Consider the following 22,901-nt stretch of genomic DNA (forward strand, 5'->3'; position numbering starts at 1 on the left):
TACGCGGCGGACGATTTGCGGGCGTGTTCGGCGTGTTCGACCGCGGCGGCTTTGAGGCGTTCCGAAACCTCCAGCATCGCCGCACCGTATCCGCGACGGTATTGCGCCGCCCTGTCCAGCTGCCAAGAAACGGCGAAGAACGCGATTGCGGACAAAATAAGCAGCGGCTTCCAATTTTTCAGCAAAGCCCCAATCATTTACGCCTCTCCCGCGCCCTGTTTCGCCGTGGCGGCGGCGGCAGTCAACCGGTAACGCCCTTCGGCGGGGGACGACGGCACGGCTTTGCCGCCAATCAGCTTGGACGGCCAGAAGTAGCCGTCAATGTCCGCAGGGTCAAACGGGATGATGGATACCATATTGCCCTGATTGCCGCCCAAGCCCAAGATTCTGCCTTCCGCGTCTTTGCCGACAACGAAGAACACGTGTCCGCCGCCCCGGCGCGGTTTGACCGCGATGCAGCCGTATGCGGGGGCTTCGAGTTTCGTCAAACCCGACATTGCCCAAGCCTTGGCGCGATACCAGTCCCTGATGACCGCGCGTCCCGCTTTGCCCAGGCAGTATCCGACAAACAGGCCGCACCACGGGGTATCTGTTTCTTTCCACCACGCTTTCTGCTCCTGATTAAAATTTCCCATTTCTTGCAGCATCGCTAAAAGCACAGGGTTTGACTTGCCATTCACTTTTTCGTGAGCGCCAAGGTATTTACGGGCTTCTTCAATCCATTTCAATTCTTTCATTTCTTTTCCTTCCGATAAAAGACGAGATGTAAACTTTCGGTTTACACCCCGGCCAAGCCTTTGATTGCAGGTTTCCGCAACACCGATACATCCGGTTTCACACGTTCCGTTTCCATCTCCACTCCTGTTACACGCCGCCGCTTGGCAAAATCCGTTTCAGGCGGCATAATGTATCGACAACGTATCTACAACACGAAAGCAAAACCATGTTGCGACTGCAAAAATGGGGCAACAGCGCGGCAGTCCGTCTGCCCGCCCGCCTCCTGACCGCCCTCAACGCCAAAATCGGCGACGCGCTGGAAACAGAAATCCGCAACGGCGAGCTGCTCATCCGCCCCGTCAAACGCTACCGCCTGTCCGACCTTTTGGCAGAAACGGAAGCCGCCCCGCCGCGCGCGGAAGGCTGGGAAGAAATGCCCGATGTCGGACAGGAGGGCGTTTGATGTATATTCCCGAGCGAGGCGACATTTTCCATCTTGCCTTCGACCCCGCCGCCGGTACGGAAATGAAAGGCGGCCATTACGCCATAGCCCTGTCGCCCAGAGCTTACAACCGCGCAACCGGCTTGGTTTACGCCTGCCCGATTTCACAAGGCAGGGCGGCGGCGGCAAGAAGCGGCGGTATGATTTCCACACTGCTCGGCGCGGGAACGGCAACACAAGGCAATGTCCACTGCCACCGGATGAAGGCATTGGATTGGAAAATCCGCCGCGCCGCCTTCCGCGAAACCGTCCCCGATTACGTGATTGAAGACGTATTGGCACGCATCGGCGCAGTACTGTTCGACTGACTTCAGAGTGCGAAGCCTGTCCGCAGGGGGAAGCATCCGTTTCCATACCCGCCCCTATTTCAAAGCATTCAAAATATCCGCCGGCTTCCAAATCAACGCCGTCAAAGGCGCGGCGCACAAAACCGCCCGCAAAAACAGGCGCACCGACCGATATTTCTCCAACAAGAGCAACATACTTCGCAACTCCCTCAAAATTTTGGTATACTCCGCCTATAGCTATTCCTTCCTTAACAAGGATTAGGTTAAGAAACGCCGCAAGGATTCCGCCCCTCGCGGCGTTTCGCCGTTCACACCCCGCGCGTAATGTCGTGCGTCAGCCGGACGCGCCCGGAACACAGCGTCTTCACGCGCCCCGATACCGCTCGAAATCAATCTTTTCCATCCGAAGACCCTCCGTCTTTCACACCCGTAAGCTTTTCCGCCAAGCCGCCCAAGTAACCGCGCAACACCTTGGGCGCGAGCGCGCGCACCGTATCGAGCGCGTGCCCCGTCATCATCCCCGCGAACACCCCCGCCGCCGCGCACGTCCACGCCTGATCCAGCGGCACGAACCGCTCCGCCGCGGCCGCCGCCGCGATTGCAGAAATAAAAGCCTCCAGCACAGCCTGCACCGGGCGGCCGCGTTCCTGAAGGCTTGCCCACACCGCGCCCAGCACGCCGCCGGCCGCGGCAAACAGCAGTCCGAACTGCAAAAACCCCATTCACGACCCCTCATCCGCCAAACCCCGCGACTTTTGCGCCGAAAACAAAAACCTCAACGCATTATTCCCCGCCAGCGCGCAGAAAAACGCCAACAGCGGCGGAACGACCATACCCGTGTTCAAAGGCGGGTACGCCCCCCAAAACGCCACCGAAACCAAAAACCACACAAAGCCCGAAAACAAAAGCAGGTAAGCCGAAGCCACACAAGCCCTCACGCCCCGCGCAAACAGCAACGCCGTCTGAAGCAGCCCCGCCGCCGCCAGCACCCCCACCGTCCACGCCTCCGGAATATCCTGGAATTTGTAATAAATCCGCCACGCGTAAATCTCGTCGGGCGCAAGCGCGAACACCGCCGCGTAACCCGACAAGCCCAAACCGCTGACCGCCTCCAGCACCCGCGTCGCCGTGCCGAACATCCACGCCTGAAACCCGGCGGGCAAAAACCGCCGTTCCGTCAAAAACCTCAACATACCCGTCACACACCCCCCGGCAAAACACCGCGAAGCCGAAGCCCCGCAGTGTCCGACGCCGTCTGAAAACTTATTCCGCGTAAACCGGTTGCGCGTCTTTGGGGATGCCCGCCGCACCTTCCAACGCCTTGCGGTACACCCAACCGGGGTCGGGCGCGGTTACGTCGGCTTCGTTGAAATCCAATGTGCGCGCCAACAGGTAGCGTTTGCCCGATTTAAACGCATTTTCCGACACATAGCCGTTCAACGTCGCCGTAACATAACCGTTGCGGTAATCCGCGCCGATATACTCGACGACGTGGTAGGCCGCACTCGCGCCGGTCATACCGTCCTCGACTGCAAAATTCAAGGCAACAATCTTTTTATCTTCAATCATTTCAAATCTCCAAAAGCCCGCTAGGGGCGGTAACGAAAATGCCGTCCGAGGTCTTCAGAGGGCATTGCCCGGACAAAACAGGAAAAACCGCAGAGCCGGCATACGGGGGCATCAGACGGAGGGCCAAACCTCGTTTTCGCGCGATTCCGGAATCAGCACCCTGATATTGCGCAGCTCGATATACTGCCACCAGTGTTCCACAAAAAACAGCAGGTTGGATTTCGGAACGGCAGTATTAAACTCCTCCTGAAACAGAGAATACTGTTGGGGCGCATGACCCCGGTATTTCTTAACCACTACAAACTTATCCGACCTGTCGAACGCAAGCATCGTACTCCAGTCGGCATTGGTAAAAGGCCGGTACTCGAACGATATGCCGTAGATATCGTCCGGCAACTGAAGCAGCCCGCCGTAAGCATTCCAATGTTTATACATCTGATTTTGGTAATCGTGTACACGCCGGTCGCCGCCCAAATAAACCTGCTTCTTACTGTCGTACCGGAAACTTTCCGCAAAGGTGCGCCAAACCATCCTCCCGAGCAGCTGCTTGTATTCGTAGTCGGATTGCGCCAAATACGAAACCGACACGAACGGCGAAAACACCGATTCGTGGGAAGCGAGCGACAACTTCAGGCTGACGGGTTTGCCCGCGGGGATGACTTGGATCTGGTACTCGAGGCGGGTTCTGTACCTTGAGCCGGATTGTTCGGTATAATCCCCGCCCCCCCTTGCCTGGGGGGGCAGGTCTTCGTACCTCCCGAAAGTTCGGCCGCGCCAAATATAATTGGTATAGTTCTCGGTTTCCCTGACTTCCCTCGGCGCAAGCACACCCCCGTTCAACAGCAGCTTTGCCTGCACCCTGTTGTTGCCGAACGTTTCCGAAACCACATAAAAATTCGGAATCAAAACCCTCGGCAGCGGGTCTTTATCCAAATCCAACACCCAAACGTTACCCTCCGTCCAACGCAGCCTGTGCGCCCTCAACACGTCGCCCTCGACGGACGAAGCCCTGACCGTACCGTTGAAATAACCCGAATCGGCCTCAATCCGGCCGCGTATTACCGCATTGTCGGCCGTCAGGATGCCGTCTGAAGACACCGTAAAATTACCCCCGCCGATATTCAGGCTGCCGCCCGTGATGCTTCCGAGATTGGAAGATACCGCGCTCAAATCGGCAACCTGAATCTTATCGGCAGTCACCGCGTTTGCCCCGATTTTATCGGCGGTAACGGCGGCAGCCCCGATTTCCCGCGCCGACACGCTTCCGGCTTTCAGGCGGTTTGCGTCCAGCGTGTCCGCCGCGATTTTGCCGCCGTGGATATCCCCGGCGTTCAGCCTGTCGACAACCGCCTTGCCGTTGACCACCAATTCGCCGTTGATGCCCACGCGGTTTTTCTGCGTGTCCACCACGAACGGGAACACATCCGCCTTCCCGGCCGCACCGATGCCGAAGCGGTCGGCATTCACGATAAACTTGCTTTCGGGCGTGCCGTTTTTCGGCGTAGTCGCCAAGCCGAAGCCCGCCACTTTGCCGTTTGCATCAACCTTGACCGTGTATTGCGCCTCCAAGCCGTTGATGCTTCGGGCGTGTGTCTGAACCGCCGCCGCATTGCCGTCCGCCGTCGATCGGACTGCCTCGACGCGCTCGTTGACGCTGCCCGCGCCGTTGCCGTCAATCAGGTTGATTTTGTCGCGCAAAGCCTTGTTCAGACTGCTTTCCGACAGGTCGGTTGCCGATACGTCGTAAACGGTAAACGATATGCTGCCGCTGATTTTCAGGTTATCTTTGCCGAAACTGTCGTAACCCGCCGCCCTCAAGTAATAGGTCTTTCCTTTCTCCAGCGGTTTGCCGCCGCATTTGGCGATGGTTATAAACGTTTCCGCGCCGTCATAGGCTTTGTTTGCGTCCGCGGCCGGGCAGGCTGCGTTTTCGCAAACCCAGACGATAATCCCTGCAAAGTCTTCTTCGGCAGGTTTTTGGCAGGTAAAAAACGCCTGGCGCAGGCCGCTGTCGATAGAGATGCCCTGCAATGCCTGCAATTGCGGATTTTGCGCCGCGATTTGCGCCCAATTGCCCGTTTTACCGGTAACGGCACGCCCGCGAACCTTGAAGACAATACCGCGTACCTGGCCGCCGTCCGCCTTCATATCCGCCTGAGTGTAGGTGTAGCTGTTGTCAACGATGCCGTCAACCGCACGCAGACGGCGTCGGCTGCCGCCTGCGTAGATTTCCACGTCGTAGGTATCCGCGCCGTCCAATTTATCCCAAGCGATGACGGCTTCTTTGCCGTATGCCCACGATGATGTCAGGCGCAGGTTTTGGATTTGACCGAGCGGCGCGCCTTCGATGGTGTAGGAATACGCCGGCACTTCCGCCAAATCCTGAATGCCGCCGCCGAAAACGTTGTACGAAACCAGTTTGACCCAAACCGTGCGGCCAATCCAGTTGCGCGGAACGGCGTATTTGAACAATGCTTCGTCGATGCGCGCAAACCGGCTGCCCGCCGCGTGTGCGTTGACGGCGGAGCCGTACGCGCCGCGCGTCAGGTTGCCCAATGTGTAGCGTCCCACGCCCTTCAGTTCGGCGTCGGCGTATGCCAGAAATTCGCCGTCGACGTAGCACAATGTCAGCAAATCGCGGCTGTCCTGCTCCGTGCCGCCCGTCAGCTGCCCCGCCGAAATTTCCACGCCCAATGTATTTGTGCGGTCGAAAACCGCGCCGTCGGGCAAATCGGCGGTCAGCGCGCCGAAACGCGCCTTGCGGTTGACCGCGCCGACGCGGGTGTAGCTGTCGCCGTCCGCCGATACCCACACTTCGGCGCCGCCCCACATACCGCCCCCGGCGGTTGCCAGCCAGATTTGCGGTTCGCCGCCCGTCAGTTGCAACGGCGCTTCGAAAATTACCGGCACATGGGCGTTGCCCGGCGAAACGTTGTAGTCGGCCGAATAACCCGAAGACGGCTGCGTCGGATATTCCGACACGGTATAAACACCGGCCGGGCAGTCTTCGGCCTTGACGGATAAAACCCCTTCTCCGTCTTCTTCAATTTCCGTAATGCGGACGGGCGTTTTATTCAGGCCGAGCCCCGCGTCGGTCAGGGTTACGATGTCCATCGGCTCAAGCAGGCAGTATTTCCAACCCAGCTTAAACTCATATTCGTTGCGGACGTACAGGGCGCGTTGCAGCAGTTGTTGCGCCACTTTTTGCGCCACCTTCGCATCGCAAATGCCGTGCATCCTGACCGCGTCTTTCGGGCGCAATCCGTACTGCTCGATATTCGCCTGGTCTTTCGCTTCGGCGATGGCGACGTTGTAATCGTTGTCCCTGTCAAGGTACTCGACCTGAATCTGATTAAACGCATCGGCATTGGTTTTGCGCCCGGCCTTTACAGGGTCTTGCGCGCCCGAAACGATAAAATCGTCATCGGTCAGGTCGTAGGCGGCCTTATTGTCGGCAACGTACACCGCGCCGTTCCCCGAATGGCTGCCGTCCCCGTAGGGGATGATTTTCAGGCGGCCTTGCGAAAATACCGCCGCGCTGTTGGTCTGCTCCAGCAGTTCGGAAATATTCCGTTGCGCCTCCCCCTGTTCCGTGTAGGCAGGGCTTAGGAAAATCCCGACGGCGCGGCAATAATTGCTGTACCGGTCGGTATCGCCGATGTTTTGGGACGGGAAACCGCAGCCGTAGCGTTGGTTCGTCAGCAAATCCAATACGATTTCGCGCGGGTTTGCATCGGGGATGTTGCCGGAATAGCCCGATTTCCCGATGACCTCGAAATTGTGCTGATATATCTGCGCCGATTTCGTCAGTTCGTAGTTCGGGCTGCACAAATAAGCCGTGCCCGAATAATTCAAGGCTTGGCCTTGGTGCTTCGCCTGTTGCAGGTGCGTCCACAACGGCTGCTCGTCGCCGCCGCGCATAAGCGTCAGGCGCAACTGTGCCGGCGAATCGAATTTCTCCTTGTCGCGCCAAATCCGCCCCACGCCCTGAATCTCGCCCTCGCACAAGGCAAGCATGACGGCGGCTTCGTAGGTATAGGCAATATCGACCTGTTTCACACCGCCGCCGCCCTTGCCGCCCCGGCGCGTCGTAGTTTTATGCTCGATGGTGACGAAATCGCCGTACCACACCAAATTACCGGCTACACGCGTCCTGCCGTAGATGACGGGCAGGGTCAGCCCCTGTGATGACCGCTGAACCTGTAACGATAAAATCCGCTCTTCGGCAGATGTAACGGTTGACGATTTACCACCCATAAAACCACCTCGAAACTTGCAAAAATTATCAAAATCGATATAATTTACTTATATCAAAACAGATATAAAATATGAAACCGTTAAATTTTTCAGGCGGTTCATTGGATTGCCTGCGGCAATTCCCCGAAAACGCCAAACAGGCGGCAGGTTATCAACTTCAAGAAAAGCCGGAAAACCGCGGGCGCCGATTCGGAATCGGCGGAAAAACGTTACAACAAATTGATTCGGGAAAAGAAATAATGGAAAGCCAAACTTTCGCCTCCGTATTTGACGCACTGTGCGACACGCCTGCCGAAGCCGCCAATATGCGGTTGCGCGCCGGCCTGATGATGCACATCGCCGATACCGTCCGCGAAAACGGTTGGACGCAAAAACAGGCCGCAGAACATTGCGGCCTGACCCGGCCGCGCATCAACGACCTGCTGAACGGGAAAATCGACAAATTTTCATTGGATGCGCTCGTAAACATCAATGCCGGACTCGGGCAGTGCATTTCCTTATCCTTCGCCCCCGCGTAAAGCCCGTCCTTTCAGACGGCCGCAAAATCAAAATGAAAATGTAAAAAACCGAACCCCGCGCCCGATAAGTTCGGCTTGGCCGATGTCGTCCGACACCACGCCGCGCCCGATGTAGCTGTGAATAACCTTGTCGCCGCCCGCCAATATGCCGCCGTGCGAAAACGACCGCCCGAAACGCCATACTGCAATGTCGCCCGCCTGCGGCGATTCCGTTTCACGGCAAAATTGCGTGACGAACCCCAAATAACGCTCGCAATCGCGGTGCAGATGCCAATCTTGAGGGTAAGGGCGCGGGTCGAACCCTTCGGGAAGCAGTCCGACCGCCCCGTAGACGGCGACCAGGAGCATCGCGCAATCAACACCCGCGCCCTTGACCATTGCATGATGATGGTACGGCGTGCCAAGCCACGACCGCGCCTCTTCGACGATCCGCGCCCTCAAATCCGTTTCGGACGGCATATCACACCACCGTATCTGCCGAAGGGATGAACGGGAAGCCGCGAAAATGCACGATATTGTCAAACTTATCCTTGCAGGTATCGCGCCGCTTGTCGCAGCCCGGATAAACCTTGAACGCATCGCCCGCCTGCGGCGGGTAGGGCAGGCGAAGGGCAAACTCGAACGTGTTGCCGCCGTGTGCCTTGACCGTCCTGCTCAAACCCGCGTTGCGCCCGCCCGCAAACTTAATCACGCCCTGCGAAAACCAGCCGTCAGGCTGCGTCAGATTGTGCTTCAGCACGGTTCCCGTCCGGCTGTTTTCGGTTACGCGCCCGTTTACCGTGAATTTCTCACGGTTGACCTTGCAGCCGTCGTCATAGAGCGTCCTCATACAGCCCGCCTGATAAATGTTGCGCGGGCTGGAAACGTTCAAAAGCTCGATGTCGGATTTCACGTCAACCTTCACGGACGACCTGCCGCCCGATACGTCCGACACGCGCCCTGAAAAAATATTCACCGCACCGACGGGGCGGAGTCCGGCATCAAAAAACACACGGTCTATCCTGACCCGCGCGCCGTCCAATACGCCGCCCAGGGCAGCCTCCGCCCATTGCAGGCCCTCAAGCCTGTAATCGGGCGCGGCTGAAATCTGCAGGGTGTTGGAATCCACTTCCAATCCGACGGCGGTACGGGTTGCGCCGCGCTTGATAACCAGCTCGTGCGCCCCGTAGGCCTGACCGTCCCAAACGACGGGCATATCCGCGCCGGTATGCCGCAGCACCCGGCCGCCCGAAAGCGTAATGGTGTACAAATCCGCCATCTGAAACTCGTCGCCGCCGTGCAGCAAATCAATCAGTTCTTTTGTCGCCGCCTTCATAGTTTCACACTCGTAAACTCAATCTTTTTGGCCGCCCACAAGCTGCCCAAAACGTTTTCAAAATCCACCGTGTCAGACGTAAACCTCACGCGGAAATAAAAGCCGCCCGTCCATGTGATCGGGCGGCCCGGCGGTTGCGGCGTGTTGAAAACCAAAACGCCCTTGTCGGTAACGGTGTAATCGCGCCCGTACGCCAACGCCGTGCCGCCGACCTTGACGGCGGGCCGTTCCTTGACCGCCGACACAGGCTCGATAAATCCGCCCATCGAACGGACAAGCTGATAACGCGCAACGCCCTGCACCGTGTTTCCGACAGGCTGGTCGGTTACGGCGTTGTCGGCCGGGTCTTCGTAAAGGAAACTTTCAAAGCTGCCTTTGCGGGCGTTGAAGAATCCCGCCAGTTTTTCCAACTCGTTTACGGACGCCTTTGTCCGCAATACCTCGAACGACAGCGAAAACCGCCATTGCGGGTAGGTGTAGTAGGCGGTTCGGAACTCACGGCCGCTTGCCGATTTCTGCGTACCGGTACTCCATACCGCCGTTTTCTTCCGCCCCCACTTCAAGCCGGGGAACTCGGGGAAAACCGCATTGCCCATCAGATGATTCCTTTCGCTTTGAGCAGTGCGTCAAATTCGTCTTCAGACAATTCATTACCGCCAAGCATACCGACGGCTTCGGCTTCGTCCGCTTCGCTTTGCACACTGCCCGACGACGGCTTGACGCCCATATACGACGCTGCCAAGATATGCACGGGCGGATGTTCGCGCCAATACTCGTTCAGGTGTTTGATACGCGGCAAATCCAAGTTGTCGGCGACGTAGTCCCACGTCCAGCCGGTAGAGGCGCAAACGTGGGCAATCACCGCGCCGAAACTTAATCCGCCGCCCGGGCCTCCCCCGCTTGTGCGGCTTCCTGCTCCCTGCGTTTCAAGCCCGAAACGTCCATCACGGCGGCAAACACTTCGTTCATGTTGCCGATATCGATCAAATCGGCCGCTTCTTCGCGCGTTAAATCCGGGTAATTGCGCTTCAGGGCGGCGTGGGCGCAATCGATAACGGTAGAGATTTGTCCGGCATCCGCCGCATTGCCGTCAAATGAGCCGATGCGCTCCTGCAACTGCTCCAACGCGCCCAGCGCAATAGGCGGAATCACATAATCCGCGCCGTTCAGTTCTACGGTTACGCCTTTAATCCGTACGGTCATTTTTATTTCCTTGACTTTGGTTGAATAAAAAAAGCCGCCTTTTCAGACGGCATATAAACATTACTCCTGAATCCACAGCGTACCGATTTTAAAGCCCGCCTCGTCGGTTGAGGCGGTAAAGTCGATTTCGGGGACGGAGAAGTCGTCGTTTTTAGTCGAGAACAAGCCCAATTTGCCGCTGGTTACGCTTTCCAGTTCCAACAGGGCTTTTTTGCCTTTGAACTGCGTCAGGTACCTCATCTTAAACGTCGGCGTGTTGCCCGTCGCCATATTGGTCAGCTCGATTTTCTTCGCCGGGGGCATCGTTTGCGTATAGGTAAAGCTCGGATAAACGGTTTTGCCTTTATCCGAGCTGTTAAAGGCGTAAACGCCGGCATCCGAAACCGTATATTGGCCTTGTTTCGGGGAGGATGCTACTTTGATATAAGCCGTGCCGTCCTGGCCCATCACGCCCGCGTCCTCAGCGAACTTGCCGCCGCCGGGCGCGGCTGCCTGAAGGTAAGAATAATTGTCGCCATCGAGGACTTTGCCCGTAGTTTCCGCCCAAAGCGCCTTCATCGTGCCGGTTGCATATTCCGTACCGAAAAACAGGGTATTGAGGGTCAGGCCGTTAATCAACGCGCCTTTCATTTTGCCCGACACCTTGACCTTGCCTTGCGCCACAGCCAAAGGATAACGGTTTTGACCGTAGAACTCTTTCAATTCCGCCGACAAATCGACGGACATTTCCTGCAAGCCCATAATCCGCACGGGCGTTGCGTTCTGTACACGGTTGCCGTAAGCATCCGTAATCATTTGGGCGAACACTTCGCCGCTGCCAAACGTCAACTGCATGACATCCCTTTCAAAAAAAGCCGCATTACGCGGCGCAAATCACAATCGGAATAATACAAACCGCCTGTTCGCCAAGCGTCCCCTCGTCGGTTTCCACCGTACCCTCGACGCGGCAATACTCGATATCCGCGCCGTCCGCCGTTAAATCCGTCTTGCCCGTAACGGGGTGGACGGCGTTCACGGCATTGCACACCGCGTCAATCAGCGGATTCATGACGGGCGCGGGCGGTTGGCCCGCCGTCTGGACGTACAGGTAAACATCGGCGCGCAAAATCCACTTGGTCTCCCGCCCCGTCAATGTCAACGCCTGCATATCGCCCTGCGCCATAAATAACGCGGGCTGATCGTAGCGTTTCACATCGTTCCAGTGCACCAGCTTCCGGCTCTTGGTTACGAAGCCGTCCAATGCGTCCAGCTTCGCCCACAGCGCGGAATAAACCGCCTCACGATTCATTTCAACACCTTTCCAATCGATTTTTGCAGATCGTCCGCGAACTTCGGCGTCAAATCGCGCAATGCCGAACGGAGGAACGACCGCTCCGGCAACTTCACATCACGGGTATGGGCGCGGACGTTGACATATCGCGGCGGTTTCAACGGCTTGCCGAACGCCTGCCTGACCTGGCGCAGCGAAGCCTTAACGTTGACACTGCCCGCGAAACCATACTCATGCGCGATGCCGTAACGGACGTTCGTATCGACTTCGCCCGAAACGACATTGCCGGAAACGTTCACGCGCTGGTGTACGGAGCGTCGCAGGTTCCCCGTCCTTACCCTCAGCACCCGGCCCGATAACCGGTTCTGCTTGACTTCGCGCTGCAGGCGCAATGCCGACCTGCCCACCGATTTGACGACCGCATCTTGAACATCGGCGGCATATGCTTTAAAAACCGCCGCCAGAATACCGCCGCCGATAAATTCCATCTTCAGCATCACACGCCCTTTCGTTTGTACTCATTGAGTATCGCAAACGCCGACGGCGGCATACCGCCGGAATTACCGAACGTAGAAAAAGCGACGGTTTCGCCTGCAAGCGTCTTGCTCCGTACGCCCTTGCCCTCGATTTCGTTCACGCGCTGCACCGCGATAATCATCACCGCTTCGCGTATGTCGGCGGGCATGCGCTCATAACCGGCGCGGTACGATACCTCGACATTTTTCAGCCCGCGCGCGAAACCTTCGGGGCGCATCAGCAGCCAGTTGTCAAACTCCCAGCCGCCGGCATCCGCGCCGTTGATTTTGACGGACGACACCGACAGGACGGGATAATTGTCCAACACGATGCGGTCTTTGCCGTTGCCGTCGTACCGCCCGACATAATCGGCGGCCAGGAGGCTGCGCCCGATATAGGCTTCCGCCGCCGCCGACACGCCGTCAATGACGCTGAGGAAGAAATCGTCCCGCCGGTCATGTTCAACGCCGATACGCTGCTTGAACTCCTCAAGCGATACCGGGGCGGCCATCGTTATTCAGCCTTTTCGGCTTCGGCAGGTTCGGCTTCTGCTTCGGCAGGTTCGGCAGCTTCGGCTTCGGCTTCGGCAGGTTCGGCAGCTTCGGCAGGTTCGGATTGTCCTGCCGGCTGCCCGGTTTTAGGTTTACGCCCGCGCTTGGCTTTTTCAGGCCCTTCGGCAGGCTCGGAGGCAACGTTGCCAAAACCGAACTGATACAGGAATTCCGCCGCCTCCGACGGCACTTCCACGATACCGTTTTCATCTGCCGCGTAGCTTTGGCTGCCGAAGGAAACGTCGGTAAACCCTTCGGGCGCTTTTAATTTGACTGTCATCTCAAAATCTCCAAAAGAAAAAGCCGTCTGATTTTCAGACGGCATATCGGCTTAACCCACGTTGGTAATCATACCGAAGGCAGGCATGAACATACCTTGCAGCACCTCGTCCGCATAGACGCCGTATTCGTACATACGGGTGCGCAGCGGCCATTCGATTTGGTAATACTCTTGGCGCGTACGCACTTGCAGCAGATTGCCGACGCCCTGAACGTAGGCGGGCAGGCGGCTTGAGTAGAACAGGTAAGTACCGGCAGGCAGGTTCGGGTGTACCACGATGTTCAGGTCGTCGCCCGTGATCTTGTTCATATACGAACCGACAACGACACCGGCGCGGATGTTCGCCGTATTGTTCACGTCAACGTTCAACTTAATCAACGGCGCGCCGCTGTTTCCGATAATCAGCTTGGTCAGCGCCGCCAAATCGCGGGCGTTGACGTAGACGGTATCGGGGGACAGGCGGTATCGGGTAAAGAAATGCGCGAACGCCTCTTCAAATTCATACACGCCGCCCGCGTTGTCGGAAGTCAGGCCGCCGCCTTTGTTGTCCGACCAGAACGCGCCCGAATCAGGCAGGGCGATTTGGGTCAACAGGCCGTCAAATTCCAAAATAGAAGTGGAATTGTCTTCGGACGGCAGGGAAGCGGCGGTCTGAGTACCTTCGGCATCAGCCGAAATTTCCACTTTGGCGGCAGTGGTAACCGCGCCCAGTTTTTCAGAACCGGCCGCACCCCAGTACCAAGCATAGGCAACCGCGCCGCGAACAGCCGGAATCACGGCGGTTACTTTTTTGCCTGCCTCAATACCGGAAACGGAAGCCGCCGCAGATTTTCGGGCGGAACCGCCGCCGAACGTATCGGTTGTACCATCCGCGTTTCGGCGTGTGATTTTGGCAGGGACTTGGGCAGTTTTAATGTTCGGGCTTTGTCCGGTTGCACCGTTGTTCGCGCCTGCCACATCCCAGTATGCCTGCAAGCCCAAAGCCACACAGATTACAGACAAGGTGCTGACGCCGAGTTTGCCCGCCGCGTCGGCGGAAACGACGGCGGTCGGTGTAGGTGTAACGCCTGCCTTCAGGCTGGTGTTGCCGCCCAGCAAAATCATTTCTTCGGCAACCATAGTAGCCTGAAGGGTTTGGGCGACCGCCAACGCTTTCACGTCCTCGAAACCGCGCGCGGCGTAATCCGCTTCAAAGGTTACTTGGTTTTCCAAGCCGATGGCGCGGAATTGCGCGTTGCGTTCCACCGTTTCGTGATTGATGACGCCGCCGCGCCTGCCTTCGCCGATACCGGCGCGTTGGTTGCCGACGTTGATATTCGTGACGGCTTTCCAGTTCGAGCCGATGGTGCGGCCGCCGCCCACGCGCGGGATACGGTTGCGCAACGGGGTCAATACCGGATAGAGTTTTTGAGACGGCGCGGAAAGGTCATAGGTTTGCAGGCCGGCGGTAAAGCCGGCCGGCTGCGTAAAACCTTTGTCCGGCGGCCCGCCGCCCGCTTGTGCCGACTTCATCAGTTCAATCGTTTCTTGTGTGAGTTGGTTCACGTTCATTTATCGCTCCTGATAATAAAAAAAACCGCCTGTAAGCGGTGTTACAGACGGCCTGTTTGTTTTGCTTTAATGAGTGTCGCCACGTCATCCAGCGTGCCGTCATTCTTTACAATCGGCTGAAAACCTTTTAACGGGTCTTCGCCGTTATCTTCTGCCTTACTGATAGCTTTCGTACTGCCTTTCGGCGGTACTGCCTGTTTCTTCAGGCTTTCGATTTCCGCCTGTGCTTTGGCAAGGGCGTCATTCGATTTTTTCAGCGCGTCTTGTGCCTTTGCCAGTTCGTCAGCCGATTCCGCTTTGGCAAGATCGCCTGATTTGCCGGCTTTGGCCGCCAAACCGTCGGCCGGCTTATCGGCTTCGCTTGCCGCCAACGCTTTCAGCGATTCGGCAAGGCCGGCCGCCGATTCTTTGATTTGCGCGGTAACGGCTTCATCGATGTTGTCGTAGGCGGCGTCCTCAACCAGCCATTTCAGCGACATCAATACATCAGCCGGTGATTTGACTTGGTACATTGATTTGGCGACCGTCCCGCCTTTCGGCTTGTCGGCTTTAGCCAATACCGCTTTCAAGGCGGCGATTTCAGATTCGGACAAATTCACGCTTGCCGATTTTCCGGCTTCGTCCTTTTTGTCGGCGTCCTTATCGCCTTTATCTTCGGTTTTAGGCCCTTTATCGCCGTCTTTAGGATTTTCATCTTCCTCTTCGGTTGGTTTGTCAGACGGCTTGCCGTCTTTATCCGCCGCCCCTGCCTCATCTTTCGGTTTGTCCGCCTTAAAGCAGGTAAACACCGCGTCGGGATTGGCAGGGCGGTCGACAAGGCTGATTTCCGTCAGCTTCAAGCCCGTGATTTGCGACTTGTTCAAATCATTGCGGGCGGTAACGCTGCCGCCGATGGAAAAGCCTTTGTAAACGCCTGTCTTGACTTTCGTCACCGCAACAGGGTCAACGATATGCGCCCCGAAAAATGTGCGCCCGTCGTCTTCCACGTTGATTTCAATCGCCGTTCCCGCCGCGTTTGAGCCGTGCATTTCACGCACCGCGCCGAACTTCATATAATCGGGAATCGCCGCCTTCATTGCTTCCGCCGCGACGACTTCGCCGTCCGAATCGACCGCTTCGCTCGAGGCATAGCCCCAAACTTTGACCGTGCCGTCGTCCTGCGCCTCCGTCTTGGCGATTTGCGCGTATAACTTCGTCATTGGTTTGCTCCAAAAAAAAGCCGCCCCGCGAAGGGGCGGCAAAACACACCCGCCTGACCCGAAGGAATCAAGATTCAGGCATATCCCCTGCCAAAACAGGCACAACCGCGCACCGGCAGTTCGGATGACCGGGTATCGTCAACGCACCGTGGGAGAAAGGCTCGTGCAAACCGATTACGCCCATCCCGCCGTTGGCATTGCAGACATCGGACACCTTGTCGTCTTTTGCGGTTATCCACTGCTTGCCGGCAACCAGCCCCGTTCCTTCCCAGCCTATCAGGTTGCCCATACCGTCCGCCATCGCCGTTTCCGTTCGGGCAATGGTTCGGGCGCGTGCGTTGCCGAAAGCATGGGATTCTTTCAGGCGGCCTGCCAATTCCTGCACACTGTCGCCGTTTCGCATGGCTTCGGCTACTTGGGCGCGTATCATTTCGCGCGTCCCTTCGGTGATTTGCCACTCGGCGGCAGGATTTCGGACAAGCCCGCCGCCCGCCCGCTTCATGCCGACCATTTCGGCGGCGCGTTCATGCGCCCACTTGACGGCGCGGCTGCGAATGTTCGTAACCATACCGGCGGCAGGTTCAGGCATTACGCGCAACAAGGCGGCAACCGCCCCGTCTTCCGCAACACGCCTGATTATCGGCTCGACCACATCGGACAATCCCGACCAATCGCCAAAATCCAAGCCGTTTGCAACAACCCCTGCCGCGCGGCTCAATTCCGCCGCCAAATCCCCGGCCTGCCAATCGACGGCCGCACCCTCAATCAGCGCCGCGATTTGTTCGGCCAAGCCGTCAATGCGTGTCAGCAAATAAGCCTCAATAAGCGCGGCAGATTCGTCTTCGCTCATCGGGCTTTCCGACTTTCCCAACTTTTCAGCCCCTTGGTTCGGCGGCTCTTCGGGCTTTCGGCCGTCTTGCTTATCCGGTTCAGGCTGCCCCTGCCCCGGTAACGGCTCCTTGCCCAGTTCGGCGCGGATTTCGTCGGCGGTCAAGATGCCTGCGTTTTTGTAGATGGCGTAGATTTCAGCCTGTTCTTTCGGGTTGAGCGATTCCTCCCCCTTCCAGACAAACTCATACGCCGCCATATCCATGTAACGGGCAAGCACGTCGTCAATCAGGGCTTTTACCCAGTTTTTCAGGCTGCCCATGCCGTCTGAAAGCGACTGCTCGCGGCTCGTCTCTGCCACGCTGCGGTTTACCTGCGCCACGAACGGCGTAGGCTCGACACTAAACGCAAAGCAGACGACACGCGCCAGCCATTCGTCGTAAACGTCCTTCAACGGCGGCTGCTTCGTCTCGCGGAAGTTTCGGGACAACTCGCCCGGCACGAAACGCATTTTGCGCCGCTGCGCCGTTTCGCCCGACAGCAGCAAATCCCAGTATTCTTGAAACCGCCTGATGTCGTCCGCCGACCACGTTTCAGGCACGCCGACTAAAGCATCGGGCACGCTGCCCGCCGTGTAGTATTCCAGCGCGTGAACCTGCCGTTTTAAGGCAATATTCACGGTCATGATGATTTGCTCGACGGGCGAATAGCCGTAAACCTTGTAACTTCGGTTATTCCGCGAACGGTAAATCAACTCGTCAGCCGTGTAATCGACCGCCGCCATGCCGTGCAGGATTTGCTGATACGCCGTATCGGGCGGTAACGGCATACGCCCCGTATTGTCCAAAACGCGCTTAATCGTCGCCCCGTCCATCACTTCGAGGGCGTACAAGCCGCCGCCCAGTGTTTTGCGCGGGTAGATGCACGGCGCGTCAATAACAAACAGGTCTTCCAGCAAGATGCGCAGCCAGTCCGCCCATGTATGCTCTTTATCGGGCGACCGGAAGAACGCAACGGCTTCATCGACCTTTCGGTCTTTCCGTTGCGATTCGTCGTCTTCGGTTGATTCGACGTCGCGCTTCTGAATCGTCCACTTAAGGCACTCCATTTGGTCTTTACGCGCCTCGATCACCAAACGCAATACATCGTAGTTGTCGGCAAGGGCGCGTAATTGTGCAAAGCCTACCGCTTCACGTTCGCGCGGCTTGGAATGCCCGACGTTGTAGAACGGCTCGTAATCAAACCGCCGCCCCTCTGCCTGCTGCGCGGCAGGGGCCGGAGGCTCGCCCGCGTCGAACCACCCGTCCGCGTTGCCGGTAAAGGCGTAACGGACGCCGGCGGCAACGCGGGCAATAAAGCCTTGCGATAAAGGTGTCTTTTTACTCATTTCACAGCCTCGACCTGCGATCGCAGGAAATCAATCATGCCCGTCCGGGTATCCAGCAGCTCGCCAAACGCACGGCCCAAACAGTCTATTTGGTCGTCATGCCGGCCGTTCGGGAACACCCGCATTTCCGCAATCAGCGCGTCCGTGTCCCATGTGCCGTCGTCCAGCACCATCACATTGCCGATGTTGACCTGTGCCGCGAACGGTCCGGCGCGTGTAACCTTGTCGCCCGATTCGGGGCCGGCGGATACGGAAAAACCCGCCAACTGGCGGGTTAGGTATAGTGTTTGGGATTTGCCTGCCTGACCGGGGTCTTGCGGGATGGATATTTTCGTTTTCACGCCGTCTTTTTGCGCCGTGTTGCGTAATATCCTGTCCCGCTCGTCCGCGCCGTACCGGCCGCGCACGACGTTGGCGATGATATACCGCCCGTCTTCCGTAACGCCAAGCCTGCCGCCTGCCGTGTAGTCGCCGCCGTTTGCGGTTGAAGCCAAGTCCCACGCGCGTACCCATCTGATATTCCCGGCAGGCAACGCCTTGACAAATTGCAGGTTGTCAGGCTTGAACGTACCGCCGTCAGGCGGGGCGGGGCGTTGCAAATACTGCCCGGCAAACACATACGGCGCGGCCTGCTCCATTCGGCGCAGTGTTTCAATATCATGCTTTTCAGGCCACAACGCCGTGCCGTCTTCCTGAATGGCAGGCAGGCACAAATGTTCCCACTCTTCGCCGTTGCCGCCGTCAAGCAGCCAGCCCGCCAAGTCTTTCTCGTGCAGGCGTTGCATAATCAGGATAATCGGCGTGTCAGGGCTGTTCTTCCGGGATTCGACCGTGTTTTGAAACCAGTCGATGACGTTCTGCCGCCTGACCTCGCTTCGCGCTTCATCTGCTTTGTGCGGGTCGTCAATGATGATGCAGCCGCCGAATCCCTCCCGATGCCTGCCCGCACCGAAACCTGTAATCGTACCGCCCGCACCTGTTGCGTACATCACGCCGCCTGCGGTTGTTTTCCAGTGATGGCCGCTTTCGCCTGCCAGTGCCAAATCAGGAAAAATCGCCCGATACTCTTCGTGTTGCACCAAGTTCCGAATCTGTACGGAGTTATTGACCGCCAGCGCCGCCGAATAGCTCGCGTGGATAAACTCGCAATCAGGCACGCGCCCCATCGCCCACGCGATAAAGTTCACGACCGCGATTTCCGTTTTCGAGTATCGCGGCGGAATATTGATAATCAGGCGTTTCGTTTCGCCGTTGAAAACACGCTCGAGCGCGTTGCAGATTGGCGCATGGTGATTCGCCCGCTGCCAAACATAGCCGCGCCTTTGATAAAACATCCGGCGCGTGAACATATACAGGCTTGCAGAACTTAAACTGCGAATTACTGATGTTTCAACATCGTCGAATTGCCCTAGTGCCATTTCATTCTAACTTCCTTTGGAGAAACGGCCATACAGCCCCTCTTATGATTAGCGTTTTATGCTAAACCCTACGCAAAACATCTTCCGCTATCTTGCGATATTCCTCAGCATCAAGCCGTACAGCCGCCCTCATGCTCCCATCGCCCGATTTAACGTCAAGCTCCGATTTGTCGCCGTATTTCTTCGGCGCAATCTTGGAAGCCGCCCACTTTCGGGCATCTATCTGCAATTTCGCCTTTGAAACCGCCGCGCTCTCTGCTTGTGCACTATCGGCAATCTCGATGATTTCTTCAGCGAAATAGTCCGCCTGCTTTTCTCTCGCGCGCGCGTATTGGTGGCGAAATTCTTCATTAGCTTCCAACCAACGGTAAATAGTTTTCATTGGCGGCACACCATCTTCGGCGCATATTGAACGTAGGCTTCTGCCATTTGCGATTTTTTCGCATATCTTATCGGCCATGTCTTTCGTGTAATCTGTCGGACGGCCTAATTTGCGTTTCGTGCCGCTCATAAACCCTCCTCAAAAAAGAAACCGTCTAACTCTGACCCCTCTCAGAATTAGACGGCAAACACACACTCGCCACATAGGAAAAATGGAACGCCGCTACCTGTACAGGCAGAAGCTCAAATTCGGACAGCCTAAAACGCAAAAACCCGCACATTGTTATGTACGGGCTTAAAAATTCATATCCTTCGGGCGTGCGAAAATCCCCGCAAGGGTAACGATTTGAATTATACACCTATTGCCGGAAAAAACAACAGGCCGTCTGAAGATTCAGACGGCATTTGTATTCCCTACTGCATCAAACCGCCGACAGGTTGCGGATTTCGGGCAGTATCGGGCGGATTTTTTCTGCGTGTTCCACGTCGGCGTGTGCGCTTAAGGCTTCGAGGGCGTTTGCGGCGGCTTTGAGGCGGCTGCGCGTTTCCGCCCAGACCGTCCACATCGTAACCGCCTGCCTGCAGCCGAGCTGCTTCAGCGGCAGGGAAACGTCTCTGCCCATTTGGATGGCCCGCGCGCCGTAGCTGACGGCGACGGCGAGGTCGTACAGGGCGTTGCCGCTTATGGGCAGGGCGGGTTGCGGCGCGGGTAACGGTTCGCGGTCAAGGACTTCGCCCGTCAAGCCCGTGTGCAGGGTCAGCGCATGGACGTAGGCGACGGCTTCGGGCAGCTTCCCGGCAGGGAGGTCTTCGATGGATTCGACGTTGAAGCGTTGGTGTATCATACTGTACGCTGAGGAGTAGTCTATGCCTTTGCGTCCGACCAGTGCGGCAACGGCCCGGCGCAATCCGGTACGGTCGTCGGCGGTGGTTTTGGCGGACTTGATGCCGTCTGAAACCGCCAAGAACGTTTGAATCACTTGCAAGGCGAATTTCGGTGAAATCCACATCCCGTAGGCAATAACCAGTTCGCGACAAACAAAAGTGCCAAGTCTTTGTTTTGATTGAATAGACGGTTTTCCGTCTTTTTCAAGTTCTTTAATTAAATCATTGGTTTGTATATTTTGAAGCCAGCGGCGCGGTGCGTGTCTGTCTTCTCCGCCTGAAGCGCGGTGTAAATCATTCAGACTGAATAAGCCGATTTCGGTTTGATGGATAGAAATATTAGAGATTTGAACTGAATTGTTCATAATGAAGATTCCTGTAGAAGTTTACGAAATTAGCCCAAACGGGCGACCGCGAGGTTCGTAAGCCTTCTACAAACAGGCTGTGCTTATTCCCTGTTGAACAGGTATTGTATTCGCAGCCCTCGCGGTCAAAAGTAAACTTCGGTTGTGCTATCGAAACAAACAACCAAACAAGGAAACTTTAGACATGAAAAAATCACATTGACGGAGTGATTGCCGTTGTAGAAGAGGTTACGACACCTCGTGAGTGGGAATATAAAACAAACCCCCTGCACATGCAAGGGGTTTTGGGAAATATGCAAACCTGCGCCACAAGGACCGTCTCACTTCTTATCGGAAAGTACCAATATAGCCTCTTTCCATAACTGCGGATTAAAAACGGTATTAAAGAAAATCGGTTTGTTTTTGCCGCTTTGGCTGATTCGGATGCTGCTTTGAAAACATTCCACGCTGTTTATTTTATCCAGCGGCAAATCTATACTTCTCATATTCCCTACAAAAATCAACCTGAAATTCGTCAATACCAACTCTCCGTACGCAACATTCTTCTGTTTTTCATTTGCTACGGATTTCCCGCCCCCTAAATAAACCGGTGTGGAGCCAAGTTTTAAACGTGTCCCTGTATAGGTTCTGACCCTCTCAGTAACCACCTCGCCCATATTAACATAATCAATCAAAAAACAAGTTTCGCCACTTTTTAAAAGAGCGGTAGGAGGAGTAAATCCCTGTTCCGGATTTTCCAAGATACAATAAAATTTTTCTCTTTGTGCGAAAAGCAGGCGTATTTTTTCCTTTTCCTTTTCCTTTTCCTTTTCCTTTTCATTTAACTTGTTAATAGCTTTACTCATAAGAGAGCCTGCTATCAATAACACAAAAAACAAAATAAAGAAATTCGTGACGGCCTCGCCTTTTGCAGCCAATGACAGGGCAAAAAAAATCGCACTCATCACAAATGATATTACCCTCAAAAATCTAAGGGCTTTGATGTGCTTCAGCATAACGCTCCCCTTAATGTAAAAAAACGTAAGCGAGAGTATATCACTCCCGCTTAATTAATGGCTATACTGAATCAAACCTTCTCAAACAGCAAATCAAAATCATTCCCTGCCGCCTGCCGTATCGCCCTATACCACGCGGCCAAGCCCAAATCCGTCTGCAAATGCAGGGGCCCCTCGCCGCGCCGCCTGATTTCAGCCTGCAAACGTTCCTCGTAGGCTGCCTGCGACTTCGCACCGATGCCGAACGAAATACGGACGGCCTCTTGTTGCGGCGCATCCACCTTCGCCCATGCCTGTAAAGTAAGAAACATGGCATCTTCGCCGTATCTCAAGCCGATTTCAGGCTTATGCGGGCAAGCTTCCTCCCCCATATAACGGCCTTCGATACTCAAACATCTATTTAGGCTGCGCGTATCACGGTAACGACGCTCAAAAGCACGCGCCAAGTCGTTCATAAATTCAAATTCTTGTTGATTCATAGCTTGATTAACCCTTTTTCATGCAACAAAACCAAAGTCCGCATTACACCTTCCGCGAAGGCCGTCTGAATTTCCCCTTCCGCACAATCCGCCAAGCGGTTCTATACATCAAAACTCCCAAATGATTCCAAATTCTACCGCAGCCCGCGCCTGCACCGTTTCGGATATGGCGGACCTCGGCAGGAACGCCGAACCGCCCGCAATTGCGGCAAACAATACAACCTATATCCGCCACTTTTTGCAGATGTGATTTTTCCGCTTCGGTTTTACTTTTCATCCAACTCCCCCACCTCCACCGCCAAACCGCCGCCTGCGACCGGCTCGTCGGCGTAATCGGCGGCAATGCGCCGCACCTGCCTGTCGTTGTGATAGGCAACGCCTTGAAGCGCGTCCAGCGCAACCTTCAGGGCGTTGTCCAAATCGATCAC

Annotated in this window: 29 protein-coding genes and 1 pseudogene; 4 read left to right on the plus strand and 26 right to left on the minus strand. The window is 56.3% G+C overall.

Annotated elements, in window-relative coordinates; genetic code table 11:
- The 3 genes and pseudogenes from DFR77_RS10345 to DFR77_RS14445 all read right to left on the minus strand — a co-directional run.
- Window positions 1-197, minus strand: a pseudogene (locus DFR77_RS10345) (hypothetical protein); the annotation flags it as partial.
- Window positions 198-737 (minus strand): NlpC/P60 family protein, encoded by a 540-nt coding sequence (locus DFR77_RS10350; protein WP_033910248.1) that lies wholly within the window; start codon window positions 735-737, stop codon window positions 198-200. It lies immediately after the preceding pseudogene.
- A gap of 41 nt (window positions 738-778) precedes the next feature.
- Entirely contained in the window at window positions 779-904 is a 126-nt protein-coding gene (locus DFR77_RS14445; RefSeq protein ID WP_255294325.1) for a hypothetical protein, read from the minus strand.
- 39 nt (window positions 905-943) lie between these two features.
- Between DFR77_RS14445 and DFR77_RS10360 the strand changes: the two genes are divergently transcribed.
- The 3 genes from DFR77_RS10360 to DFR77_RS10370 are packed head-to-tail and all read left to right on the plus strand — an operon-like array spanning window position 944 to window position 1,768.
- Window positions 944-1,180 (plus strand): AbrB/MazE/SpoVT family DNA-binding domain-containing protein, encoded by a 237-nt coding sequence (locus DFR77_RS10360; protein WP_003689049.1) that lies wholly within the window; start codon window positions 944-946, stop codon window positions 1,178-1,180.
- The gene (locus DFR77_RS10365; RefSeq protein WP_003689051.1) at window positions 1,180-1,527 is read left to right on the plus strand and encodes a type II toxin-antitoxin system PemK/MazF family toxin; all 348 of its coding nucleotides are present in this window, start codon (window positions 1,180-1,182) and stop codon (window positions 1,525-1,527) included. Before DFR77_RS10360 ends, DFR77_RS10365 begins: the two co-directional genes overlap by 1 nt.
- Before the next feature lie 7 nt (window positions 1,528-1,534).
- The gene (locus DFR77_RS10370) at window positions 1,535-1,768 is read left to right on the plus strand and encodes a hypothetical protein (RefSeq protein ID WP_003692884.1); all 234 of its coding nucleotides are present in this window, start codon (window positions 1,535-1,537) and stop codon (window positions 1,766-1,768) included.
- Window positions 1,769-1,895: 127 nt separating this feature from the next.
- On the opposite strand, the gene DFR77_RS10375 is transcribed toward DFR77_RS10370, so the two are convergent.
- From DFR77_RS10375 to DFR77_RS10390, 4 genes are all read right to left on the minus strand, one after another.
- Entirely contained in the window at window positions 1,896-2,228 is a 333-nt protein-coding gene (locus tag DFR77_RS10375) for a hypothetical protein (RefSeq protein WP_003691408.1), read from the minus strand.
- The gene (locus DFR77_RS10380) at window positions 2,229-2,699 is read right to left on the minus strand and encodes a hypothetical protein (RefSeq protein WP_025455988.1); all 471 of its coding nucleotides are present in this window, start codon (window positions 2,697-2,699) and stop codon (window positions 2,229-2,231) included.
- A gap of 70 nt (window positions 2,700-2,769) precedes the next feature.
- Window positions 2,770-3,075 (minus strand): hypothetical protein, encoded by a 306-nt coding sequence (locus tag DFR77_RS10385; protein ID WP_047920301.1) that lies wholly within the window; start codon window positions 3,073-3,075, stop codon window positions 2,770-2,772.
- A 111-nt stretch (window positions 3,076-3,186) separates the two neighbouring features.
- Entirely contained in the window at window positions 3,187-7,332 is a 4,146-nt protein-coding gene (locus DFR77_RS10390) for a phage tail protein (RefSeq protein ID WP_113852124.1), read from the minus strand.
- Between the two features lie 239 nt (window positions 7,333-7,571).
- Here DFR77_RS10390 and DFR77_RS10395 point away from each other — a divergent pair, with 239 nt between their 5' ends.
- Entirely contained in the window at window positions 7,572-7,850 is a 279-nt protein-coding gene (locus DFR77_RS10395) for a helix-turn-helix domain-containing protein (protein ID WP_003689062.1), read from the plus strand.
- Window positions 7,851-7,877: 27 nt separating this feature from the next.
- Here the strand turns inward: DFR77_RS10395 and DFR77_RS10400 are convergent, their stop codons facing one another.
- The 19 genes from DFR77_RS10400 to DFR77_RS10495 all read right to left on the minus strand — a co-directional run.
- Window positions 7,878-8,309 carry a C40 family peptidase gene (locus DFR77_RS10400; RefSeq protein ID WP_003698612.1) on the minus strand — a complete coding sequence of 144 codons (432 nt, stop codon included), beginning with the start codon at window positions 8,307-8,309 and terminating at the stop codon, window positions 7,878-7,880.
- 1 nt (window position 8,310) lies between these two features.
- Complete coding sequence (locus tag DFR77_RS10405) at window positions 8,311-9,165, minus strand: DUF2163 domain-containing protein (protein WP_047918050.1); 855 nt, start codon at window positions 9,163-9,165, stop codon at window positions 8,311-8,313.
- The gene (locus DFR77_RS10410) at window positions 9,162-9,761 is read right to left on the minus strand and encodes a DUF2460 domain-containing protein (protein WP_003692874.1); all 600 of its coding nucleotides are present in this window, start codon (window positions 9,759-9,761) and stop codon (window positions 9,162-9,164) included. The genes DFR77_RS10405 and DFR77_RS10410 overlap by 4 nt, the downstream gene beginning before the upstream one ends.
- Window positions 9,761-10,027: a hypothetical protein gene (locus tag DFR77_RS10415; RefSeq protein ID WP_010357639.1), complete on the minus strand. Its 267-nt coding sequence runs from the start codon at window positions 10,025-10,027 to the stop codon at window positions 9,761-9,763. The genes DFR77_RS10410 and DFR77_RS10415 overlap by 1 nt, the downstream gene beginning before the upstream one ends.
- Window positions 10,028-10,038: 11 nt before the next feature.
- Window positions 10,039-10,368 (minus strand): hypothetical protein, encoded by a 330-nt coding sequence (locus tag DFR77_RS10420; RefSeq protein WP_003692871.1) that lies wholly within the window; start codon window positions 10,366-10,368, stop codon window positions 10,039-10,041.
- Between the two features lie 60 nt (window positions 10,369-10,428).
- Complete coding sequence (locus DFR77_RS10425) at window positions 10,429-11,202, minus strand: hypothetical protein (protein WP_003692869.1); 774 nt, start codon at window positions 11,200-11,202, stop codon at window positions 10,429-10,431.
- 25 nt (window positions 11,203-11,227) lie between these two features.
- Window positions 11,228-11,656 carry a hypothetical protein gene (locus DFR77_RS10430; protein WP_003689076.1) on the minus strand — a complete coding sequence of 143 codons (429 nt, stop codon included), beginning with the start codon at window positions 11,654-11,656 and terminating at the stop codon, window positions 11,228-11,230.
- The gene (locus DFR77_RS10435; protein WP_010357634.1) at window positions 11,653-12,135 is read right to left on the minus strand and encodes an HK97 gp10 family phage protein; all 483 of its coding nucleotides are present in this window, start codon (window positions 12,133-12,135) and stop codon (window positions 11,653-11,655) included. Before DFR77_RS10435 ends, DFR77_RS10430 begins: the two co-directional genes overlap by 4 nt.
- Entirely contained in the window at window positions 12,135-12,665 is a 531-nt protein-coding gene (locus tag DFR77_RS10440; RefSeq protein WP_003689080.1) for a head-tail connector protein, read from the minus strand. The genes DFR77_RS10435 and DFR77_RS10440 overlap by 1 nt, the downstream gene beginning before the upstream one ends.
- Window positions 12,666-12,667: 2 nt before the next feature.
- Window positions 12,668-13,030 carry a hypothetical protein gene (locus DFR77_RS13860; protein ID WP_003689082.1) on the minus strand — a complete coding sequence of 121 codons (363 nt, stop codon included), beginning with the start codon at window positions 13,028-13,030 and terminating at the stop codon, window positions 12,668-12,670.
- A gap of 6 nt (window positions 13,031-13,036) precedes the next feature.
- Complete coding sequence (locus DFR77_RS10450) at window positions 13,037-14,536, minus strand: hypothetical protein (protein WP_003689084.1); 1,500 nt, start codon at window positions 14,534-14,536, stop codon at window positions 13,037-13,039.
- A gap of 41 nt (window positions 14,537-14,577) precedes the next feature.
- A complete protein-coding gene (locus DFR77_RS10455) occupies window positions 14,578-15,735 on the minus strand; it encodes an HK97 family phage prohead protease (RefSeq protein WP_003692865.1) in 1,158 nt (385 codons plus the stop codon).
- A 67-nt stretch (window positions 15,736-15,802) separates the two neighbouring features.
- A complete protein-coding gene (locus DFR77_RS10460) occupies window positions 15,803-17,950 on the minus strand; it encodes a phage portal protein (protein WP_003691423.1) in 2,148 nt (715 codons plus the stop codon).
- A complete protein-coding gene (gene terL, locus DFR77_RS10465) occupies window positions 17,947-19,368 on the minus strand; it encodes a phage terminase large subunit (protein ID WP_010357622.1) in 1,422 nt (473 codons plus the stop codon). The genes DFR77_RS10460 and terL overlap by 4 nt, the downstream gene beginning before the upstream one ends.
- Before the next feature lie 61 nt (window positions 19,369-19,429).
- On the minus strand, window positions 19,430-19,879 hold the full coding sequence (locus DFR77_RS10470; protein ID WP_003689093.1) for a terminase small subunit-like protein: 450 nt from the start codon (window positions 19,877-19,879) through the stop codon (window positions 19,430-19,432).
- Window positions 19,880-20,171: 292 nt separating this feature from the next.
- Window positions 20,172-20,999, minus strand: a complete 828-nt coding sequence (locus tag DFR77_RS10475) for a KilA-N domain-containing protein (RefSeq protein WP_113852125.1) — start codon at window positions 20,997-20,999, stop codon at window positions 20,172-20,174.
- A gap of 320 nt (window positions 21,000-21,319) precedes the next feature.
- On the minus strand, window positions 21,320-21,994 hold the full coding sequence (locus tag DFR77_RS10480; protein ID WP_249033561.1) for a hypothetical protein: 675 nt from the start codon (window positions 21,992-21,994) through the stop codon (window positions 21,320-21,322).
- Between the two features lie 71 nt (window positions 21,995-22,065).
- Window positions 22,066-22,473 carry a hypothetical protein gene (locus tag DFR77_RS10485; protein WP_003691430.1) on the minus strand — a complete coding sequence of 136 codons (408 nt, stop codon included), beginning with the start codon at window positions 22,471-22,473 and terminating at the stop codon, window positions 22,066-22,068.
- A gap of 266 nt (window positions 22,474-22,739) precedes the next feature.
- On the minus strand, window positions 22,740-22,901 hold a 162-nt coding region (locus DFR77_RS10495; protein WP_113852126.1), incomplete at its 5' end, for a RusA family crossover junction endodeoxyribonuclease.

It is taken from the genome of Neisseria gonorrhoeae, from assembly GCF_003315235.1.
Lineage (GTDB): Bacteria > Pseudomonadota > Gammaproteobacteria > Burkholderiales > Neisseriaceae > Neisseria > Neisseria gonorrhoeae.